Below are 8,980 nucleotides of genomic sequence, written 5' to 3'. Positions count from 1 at the left end.
AGAAAGATTATAAATAAGATTAAATAGTACGAAAAACTCAAGAAAATCTAAACTATCTAATTTAGTAATTACCTTAAATTTTTGATTTAGCTGATGATGGAATTGTCCTAAAATAAAGATAAAAATGCGCGGTAGAACAGGAAAATAAGCCATATTATACAAATAGCTTGAAAATAATAGAAGATTGACGAACAGAACATCGGCCACAGAAACATGCAAGATCCAGTCAATACTATTGCTAATACAACGATCAATTAGAAATCATTAGTCAATAATCACTAAAGAGTTTAGATGACAAAGAGTTATTAATTCAATAAATTGATTAATACTTTCATAGTTTCAGCCTGATGGTTTTCGACATTCTGCTTTGCTTTATTAACCTTTTCTTTGGCTTTTCGTGGATTCTGTGCCATTTCTAGAACAGCAGGAACAATCCCTTCTATCTCTTTTTCTACATCCAGATCAAATAACCAATCTCCCAATCCGATATCACGCCACATGATACCTTTACTTGTTTGTTCTTTAAATCGACATACAATTGCAGGTATGCCATTTCCTACAGACATAATAGGAGAATGCATTTCATTACCGAAAATTCCAGCCGACAATTTATATGTACTGATAGCTTCATCGGTCAGCCAGTATTTATTCCTCCAAACGACTCTTTTTTTAATTTCGTCTGGCAGAGGATCATATAATATATCTTTCCCAATTGCAACCTGAGTTTCGTCTTCGGGTACAATCAAAATTTTCAAATCAGTTTTTGTCACTACTGCAATAATGGCCTCCCTAAGAGCCTTATGATCATGATCCTTAAATGCCTGATTTATAGCATCTTTGGGCGAATCAATTGGTAGATTTTTACTCGGAATTAACCAATATGGAGTATACCTATACCTAGGAATCACGCACATGAATTTCCCTTCTTCTAATTGATTTTCATTCAAGAAAGATCTTGCTGCTTTGTCATTATATGTATCAACTGCAAATGCTCCATCGGGCCCAAAAATCATTATTTTGCTATTTACGCCAAGACTTTTAGCATAATTAAGGGAGTAGGAATCTCTAAAAAATATAAATTGCGCATTTGATAACAGGTAGTTTGTATTTGCAGATGCATTACTCTCATTGTACGTGATGCCATAAATACCATAAGGCTTTCCGGTTTCATTTTTCCACTTTTCTACATCTTTTTCCGCAACTAAATATGGTCCTGAGCCATGAAGAAGAAAATCACATTCATTGAATGCTCTTCGTACAGAATCAGTGTTTGATGAGGTGAAAATCTCAAGCTTAGGAAATCTTTTCAAAAGCAACTCCTTTACCCCATTACCAACATCACCAGCCCAAAGTCTTACCTCAACGTCAGGCATGTATTTTTCAAGTAAATGTAAAACTCCAGGCGTGTGACCTATATCACCAATATTGACAGTTTGCCAAGAGGATCGAAGTAGAATCTTTTTACCTTTAAGCCTAGAACTATTGTCAGCACTATAACCATAAGCCTTGTATGCCAAAGAAGCTAATAAGGAACTGTATATTAAAGAAATACTTTTTACAAAAAATCTTCGATTGATCATCTTTAGTAGTTAAATTAATTTTTACACCTAAATTATTGGCTCGAAACCTTTAATTTAAGATTATTAGCCTGGATTTTGCGAACCATTAGCACCCATTTCTTTTTGAGAGACAGGCCAAAACTATTTATGATCCATGATCGTTTCCCGGCCTGCTCTACATGTTTTAGAACAGTAGCTTTTTTGATTGATTATATTTTCTTTTATCAAACATATACAAAAACGAACCTTTGCGAGAGGTTGCTTTTTCTTTTTCGCTTAACCTGTTTAATAGATTGAGTGAAAGTATTTTTTTAGTAAAATTACGCTTATCAAAATGAGTATTGTAAACTGCTTCATACAACGCTTGAAGCTGTTGCATTGTAAATTTAGCAGGTAGTAATTCAAAGCCTATAGGATACGCTACAGCCTTTTGCTGCAGTCTCTCTATTGATAAAGCAATCATTTCTTTGTGATCAAAAACCACAGTCGGTATTTTGTTTAAAGAGAACCAACCTGCCTGATGCTTTTTTAATAAAGCCTCTTCATAATCATCCAGCTTAATGAGCGCGAAATAAGCGATAGATACCACACGTGCTGCTTCATCGCGTTTTACATCCCCAAAACAATTAAGCTGCTCCATATAAACATTATCCAAACCTGTCAGGTTTTCTAGCACCCTGCTTGCTGCATCATGCACACTTTCTTTTGCCCCCACAAACCCCCCCATTAAAGACCATTTACCTTTTTCAGGTTCAAGAGCACGCTTCACTAACAGGGCTTTAATTTCAGTTCCATCAAAACCAAAAATTATGCAATCCACTGCAACATATAAACTAGCATGCTCCTGATATGCCTTTGTCATAACTTACCAAAATTTAACATAGAGCGCGCTTAGTAACATCAGTGTAATCACTATTAAAATTAGTGTAGACTTACTCACTTTAAACATGCTTGCATCAATCTCAAAAGCTTTAGGATTTACTTTCGGACCCGCAAAACTAATCGCAACCATCATAGCAACAGTAATTGCAAAAGACCAACCCATATTAATCAGAAAGGGTATTTCGTAGGAACCACTTTTATTTAAATAAGCGGTATACATGATATTTTCAGTGCCAAAAATGCCAACGGCATAATTATTAAAAAATATAGACAGCACAAATCCTGTAATCAAACCCGCCATCGCTGCTGTACCTGTTGTACGCTTCCAGAAAAGTCCAAGAGTGAACATTGCAAATACTCCCGGACTTATAAATCCTGTGTACTTCTGTATAAATGTGAATCCTCCCTCTCCGCCAATACCTAATAAATCCTGCCAGGTAAAAATAACAGCAACCACCATGGATACTAATACCGTTAACCTACCTGTCCAAACCATTTTCTTTTCATCGGCAAGTTTATTAAGGTACTTTTTATAAATGTCCAGGGTAAAAATAGTCGCGATGCTATTAGCCTTACCCGCTAAAGAGGCCACGATTGCAGCTGTCAATGCGGCAATTGCCAGACCTTTAAAACCGACAGGTAGAAATGCTAAAATTGCAGAATAAGCCCCGTCTTTGCCCCCTTCAAATCCTGGAAGTTGCCCGTTTTTATACAAAACGAATGCAGCAATTCCGGGTAGCATCACAATAACAGGCATAAACAGTTTGATAAATCCGGCAAACAAAATTCCCTTGCGTGCCGTTTCTAATTTCGCACCCAGCGCTCGTTGTGTGATGTACTGATTACAACCCCAGTAATTTAAGTTCACAATCCACTGTCCGGCAAAATACATGGCAATACCGGGCAGTACAATGTACTTATCCCTCGCTAACTGCCCTGCAGCACTCATGTCGGTATTATTAGGTTTTGGTAAGATCATTTTAAAATGCTCCGGTGCTTGTGATATTAACGTTTTAAAACCCGTGATCGCACTACCTGCCAAGGCCCCATTGATCCGTTGATCCACAATTTGAAGCGCCATATAAACCGTGGCAAAGCCTCCGATAATCAGTACTGCAACCTGAATTACGTCTGTGTAACCAATTACTTTCATACCCCCAAGCGTAATTAAAAGCGCCATCAACATGAGTCCAATCATGACCACATGCAAATAATCACCACCTAATAAGCCATTAATAGCAACTGCCCCCAAATAAAGTATCGACGTAAGATTTACAAATACATATAAAAACAACCAAAAGATTGCCATTACCAAAGAAACCGATTCATTATACCTTGTTTTTAAAAACTGAGGCATCGTATAAATCTTGTTTTTTAAATAAATAGGGATGAACCATACGGCAATGATAATGAGTGTTAGCGCTGCAATCCACTCATAAGCCGCCACGGCTATACCAACAAAAAACCCTTCGCCACTCATCCCAATAAATTGTTCTGCAGAAATATTGGACGCAATTAAGGAAGCACCTATGGCCCACCAGGTCAGAGATCCTTCTGCCAAAAAGAAATCCTGAGAGGCAGAAACGTCGTTTTTCTTTTTCCTGTAGACCCAGTATCCATAAGTGGCCACGATAATGAAATAAAAAACAAAAATGATTTTGTCGGAGAGAGCAAGGGTATTCATAAGATCAATGTATTTAAGTGTGTACTAGCTAATCTGATTAAAAATTATTCTAAAAAAATAATAGCAATAGGTTAAAATATTAAACCTATTCTGATTTAAAGCTTATTCCAGCAATGAATGGAGTCTGTCATCGGTATAATCATCAATAAAAAATAGCACATTAGGTAAGTGATCAAACTCATGTACCTGATGATAGGTTTTAATAACCACGGCTTTCATGCCTGCCTTGAGTGCAGATTCAACCCCCTTGGGAGAATCCTCAAATACAATACAATCCGGATAGGGCGCATTTAAACCATTGGCACATTTTATAAATGTTTCAGGGTTTGGCTTACTAATTGCCACGTCATCAGCACTTACAATAGTTGAGAAATAATGCCGCAGATCAAGTCCATCTAAAACAAAATCGATGTTAAATAAAATAGCTGCAGAACCAATAGCCATAGGGATTTCTGCCTTTTGTGCATTAGCAAAAAAAACATCCAGGCCCTTGATCAATTTTAAATGCGGGGTAAACTCTTTTTGATACCCTCTTTCTTTTTCAAAAGACATATCAACCATTTGTGCTTTGGTAAAATGATCTTTACCAAATATTCGAACTAATAATTCTTCATTTTTCCCATACATTTCTTTTTTAACTTCCTCCCAGGAAAGCTTAGCTCCAAGCTGGTTCACAAGAATTTGATACCATGCACGCGCATGAAATTCCATATCGTCTATAATGGTCCCATTGAGATCAAAAAGAAAAGCCTTTTTCATACCTATTGTCTGTTTATATGATAGTAAACATCACTCCACTTCAATTCATTTTTGAACTGATGCAGTGTAGTTTCTTTTCCAATTAATGAAAACTCTATACCTGCCATAGCGGCAAAATCTTCCAAATGCTCTGCCGTTAAATTTTGCGAATAACAGGTATGATGTGCACCCCCGGCATAGATCCAAGCGGCACATCCGGTTTGCAGATTCGGATATGGTTTCCATAATACTCTTGCTACCGGTAATTTTGGTAAAGCATAAACCGGCGCAACTGCTAGCACTTCATTGACAAGTAAACGAAAACGGTTTCCCATATCTACCATCGATGCATTTATTGCAGAACCAGGTGCCGAATTAAATACCAGCCGAACAGGATCTGCTTTTCCACCTATGCCCAAAGGATGGATTTCGCAACTTGGTTTTGCATCGGCAATACTCTCACAGATCTCCAGCATATGTGCGCCAAGCACCATTCCATTAGATGGATTAAAATGATAGGTATAATCTTCCATAAATGAATTTCCCCCCGCCAGATCGGTACCCATAACTTTCATAGCTCTCACCAGCGCAGCAGTTTTCCAATCGCCCTCACCGGCAAAACCATAACCTTTAGCCATCAGGCGCTGAGCAGCAATACCCGGCAATTGCGTCATGCCATGCAGGTCTTCAAAAGTATCAGTGAATCCCTTAAAATCTCCAGCTACCAGAAAAGCCTCAATACCAAGTTCAATTTTAGCAGCTTCTCTGAGTGATGATCGATTTGCACCACCCTTTTGTAAAACAGGCATTAAATTATAACTGGCTTCATAAATTTCTATTAAAGCATCTATCTGAGATTCACTCACTTCATTGATCACCTGAACTAAATCTCCAATACCAAAAGTATTTACAGAATAACCAAATTTGATTTCTGCTTCTACCTTATCCCCATCTGTTACTGCCACCTGCCGCATATTGTCGCCAAAACGCACAAACTTTGCACCCTGCCAATCATTCCAGCCGGCAGCTGCTCTTAGCCAAATACTTATTTTTGCCAGGGTACCTTCATCTTGCCAATGCCCCACAACCACCTTTCTGTTTAGGCGCATTCGGCTCATGATAAATCCAAATTCTCTGTCACCATGAGCCGATTGATTTAGATTCATAAAATCCATATCAATAGTATCCCAGGGAATATCTCTATTGAACTGAGTATGAAAATGCAAGAGTGGTTTTTGTAAAATTTTCAAACCTGTAATCCACATTTTTGCAGGAGAAAATGTGTGCATCCATGCAATGATGCCTATGCAATTTTTAGAGGTATTTGCTTCCTGACAAATAGCAAAGATCTCTTCTGATGATTTAACCGTAGGCTTCCAAATAACAGAAACAGGAATCTGTTCATTCGCATGAAGCGAGTCCGCAATTTCCCGTGCATTAACCGCTACCTTTTGCAGGGTCTCTGCTCCATATAAATCCTGACTACCGGTAACAAACCAAACTTCTAATGTTCTTAAGCTTTTCATATATCTATCGTTTAACCCCAAAATTTTATTGTCCGTAGTAACTATCAGGTCCGTGTTTTCTTTCGTAATGCTTTCTAATAAGTGCCTCTTTTAATCGCGGAGCTTGTGGATTTATCTGTTCAGTTAAAAGTGCCATCTGTGCAATTTGTTCAAGTACTGCGCTATTATGCACTGCTTTATCTGCATTTTTACCCCAGGTAAAGGGTGCATGGTTACCCACCAAAACCATTTCTACTTCTTTATAATCGAGACTTCTTTCTTTAAAACAATTCATGATTTGAAATCCTGTTTCAAGCTCATAATTGCCTTTAATCATGTCATCCTCCATGGGTGGGGCACAAGGAATATCTACCGTATTGTAATCGGCATGGGTAGTACCAAAAATTGGAATGTCTCTTTGAGATTGGGCCCATGCAGTACCATACACCGAATGAGTATGCACAATACCCCCAATTTCTTGCCAGTATTTATATAAAACGGCGTGGGTTTTAGTATCAGAAGAAGGCCTCAGACTACCCGCTACTGTATTCCCTTCGAAATCTACAATGACCATGTCGGCCGGAGATAATTGTTGGTAAGGAATACCACTTGGTTTAATAGCGAAAACACCTAAACTTCTGTCGGCAGCACTTACATTTCCAAAGGTAAAAAGCACCAATCCTAATTTTGGCAATTGCATATTGGCCTCATAAGCCTCTTCCATGATGTGTGAATACTTTTCCATAGTAGTTTATTACAAGTGTGTTTCAATAAAATTTCCTAATTTTTTATACTGATCATAGCGCTTTTGATAGTAGGCGGTATGCGCTTCATTTGGTGTATAAGTTACCGCAAATCCTTGACCCATAGCTTTCATGGCATCCTCTACTTTAGGATAAAGACCCGCAGCAGTTGCGGCAAACATGGCAGCACCCAAGGCACAGGTTTGTTCAGATTTATGAATCTTGATCGGCATATTGATTACATCCACCAATACCTGCATGATATAGGGTGATTTTTTTGCAACACCACCAAGGCCTATTAATCCTTTTACCGGAATACCCTCAGCTACAAATCGTTCAACAATTGCATTTGCACCAAAACAAGTAGATTCAACCAGTGCCTTAAATAGTCTGGGTGCATCGGTGCCCAGGCTCAATCCGGCAAATGCACCATGCAATACTTGATTGGCATCTGGCGTACGTCTTCCATTTAACCAATCGATTGCTATTTCATCCTTTTCATCGAAAGGTAAAAGGGCGGCTTGTTCAGAAAGTGTTGTCATTATTTTTTCGGCCGCTTTATTTTTTAACGCTTCATCATCTAATAAATCTAAACTCCAAGTTAAAATATTTTTTAACCATGCAAACGCATCCCCAAAAGCGGATTGACCAGCCTCCATACCAATCATCCCCGGAATGATAGACCCATTTACTTGTCCGCAAATACCAGTTACAAGGGTGTCATTTACTTCATTTGCTGGAGCAACCAGCATATCACAGGTTGAAGTGCCAATTACTTTACTTAAATAATAGGGTTCTATCTGACCACCTACAGCACCCATGTGCGCATCAAAAGCACCAACAGCCACAACCACCTCAGTGCTAAGTCCTAATCGGGCAGCCCAATCTGGAGATAAATTCCCCGCAGACTTATCCGAAGTAAATGTTTGAGCAGGAAGCTTATCAATAAACCCTGTTAGTAAAGGATCCAAACTTGAAAAAAATGAATCCGGGGGATAGCCACCAAATGCTTCACTCCATAAACCTTTGTGACCAGCACTGCAAACACCTCTTTTGATGTCCTTGACATTCGTGCCCCCTGTTAATACAAATGGAATCCAGTCACAATGTTCTACCCAGCTATGAGTTGCTGCAGCCACGTTCGAATCTGCTCTTAATACATGCAGCAGTTTTGCCCAGAACCACTCACTACTATAAACGCCGCCTACATATTTTAAGTAATTGGTATCAAACTTTGTAGCGTGTACATTAATTTCTGCTGCCTCCTTTACACTTGTGTGGTCTTTCCACAAAACAAACATCGCATTGGGGTTATTTTCAAATGCTGGCAACAAACAAAGCGGAGTACCGCTTGCATCAACAGCCACAGGCGTAGATCCTGTTGTATCTATTGCAATCCCTTTTACATTCCTGGCAACAGCTGCACCCACCTGATGCAGACAGTCCTGCAAGGTTGCCTCCAAACCCTCCAGATAGTCTAGCGGATGCTGACGAAATTGATTTTGTGATGCATTGCAATACATCTGCTTTTTCCAACGTGGATAATAAAATACTGAAAAAGCTAGTTCTTCTCCGCTTGAAGCATTTACAACCATAGAACGGACAGAATCGGTTCCATAATCTACTCCAATTACATAAGATTGATGTTCCATAAAACGCACATTAATTTCTTCGCATAACTAATGTACATAAATTCAATAATAAGTGTAATTTTTACGCTTATAAAATAATACATAGCTTAGTTTTCATGGATCAAAATAATAAAGCTGCAACCTCTCCTAAAAAACGGACTGTTTCAAATCCAACAAGTTTCAAACTTTACATTCTTACCTTATTGAATTTGATTACGAGTCGCACAAACGATTGGAA

7 protein-coding genes are annotated in these 8,980 nt (G+C 38.5%); all 7 read right to left on the bottom strand.

Going from position 1 to position 8,980, the window contains the following annotated elements:
* Positions 1-305: 305 nt before the first annotated feature.
* A complete protein-coding gene (locus ACIQZ6_RS07255; RefSeq protein ID WP_395809638.1) occupies positions 306-1,580 on the bottom strand; it encodes a polysaccharide pyruvyl transferase family protein in 1,275 nt (424 codons plus the stop codon).
* A 163-nt stretch (positions 1,581-1,743) separates the two neighbouring features.
* Complete coding sequence (locus ACIQZ6_RS07250; RefSeq protein WP_395809636.1) at positions 1,744-2,421, bottom strand: NUDIX hydrolase; 678 nt, start codon at positions 2,419-2,421, stop codon at positions 1,744-1,746.
* Positions 2,422-2,424: 3 nt separating this feature from the next.
* A complete protein-coding gene (locus ACIQZ6_RS07245; protein ID WP_395809634.1) occupies positions 2,425-4,125 on the bottom strand; it encodes a sodium/solute symporter in 1,701 nt (566 codons plus the stop codon).
* A 102-nt stretch (positions 4,126-4,227) separates the two neighbouring features.
* Positions 4,228-4,884 (bottom strand): HAD family hydrolase, encoded by a 657-nt coding sequence (locus ACIQZ6_RS07240; protein WP_395809632.1) that lies wholly within the window; start codon positions 4,882-4,884, stop codon positions 4,228-4,230.
* Positions 4,885-4,886: 2 nt separating this feature from the next.
* Entirely contained in the window at positions 4,887-6,389 is a 1,503-nt protein-coding gene (gene araA, locus ACIQZ6_RS07235) for an L-arabinose isomerase (RefSeq protein WP_306551140.1), read from the bottom strand.
* A gap of 25 nt (positions 6,390-6,414) precedes the next feature.
* Positions 6,415-7,113 (bottom strand): L-ribulose-5-phosphate 4-epimerase, encoded by a 699-nt coding sequence (locus tag ACIQZ6_RS07230; protein ID WP_306551141.1) that lies wholly within the window; start codon positions 7,111-7,113, stop codon positions 6,415-6,417.
* A 9-nt stretch (positions 7,114-7,122) separates the two neighbouring features.
* The gene (locus ACIQZ6_RS07225; RefSeq protein WP_395809630.1) at positions 7,123-8,763 is read right to left on the bottom strand and encodes a ribulokinase; all 1,641 of its coding nucleotides are present in this window, start codon (positions 8,761-8,763) and stop codon (positions 7,123-7,125) included.
* Positions 8,764-8,980: the final 217 nt, after the last annotated feature.

It is taken from the genome of Daejeonella sp. (assembly GCF_044348475.1).
GTDB lineage: Bacteria > Bacteroidota > Bacteroidia > Sphingobacteriales > Sphingobacteriaceae > Daejeonella.
The sequence above is the reverse complement of the archived record's forward strand: the minus strand, read 5'-3'. Positions and strand labels throughout refer to the sequence as shown.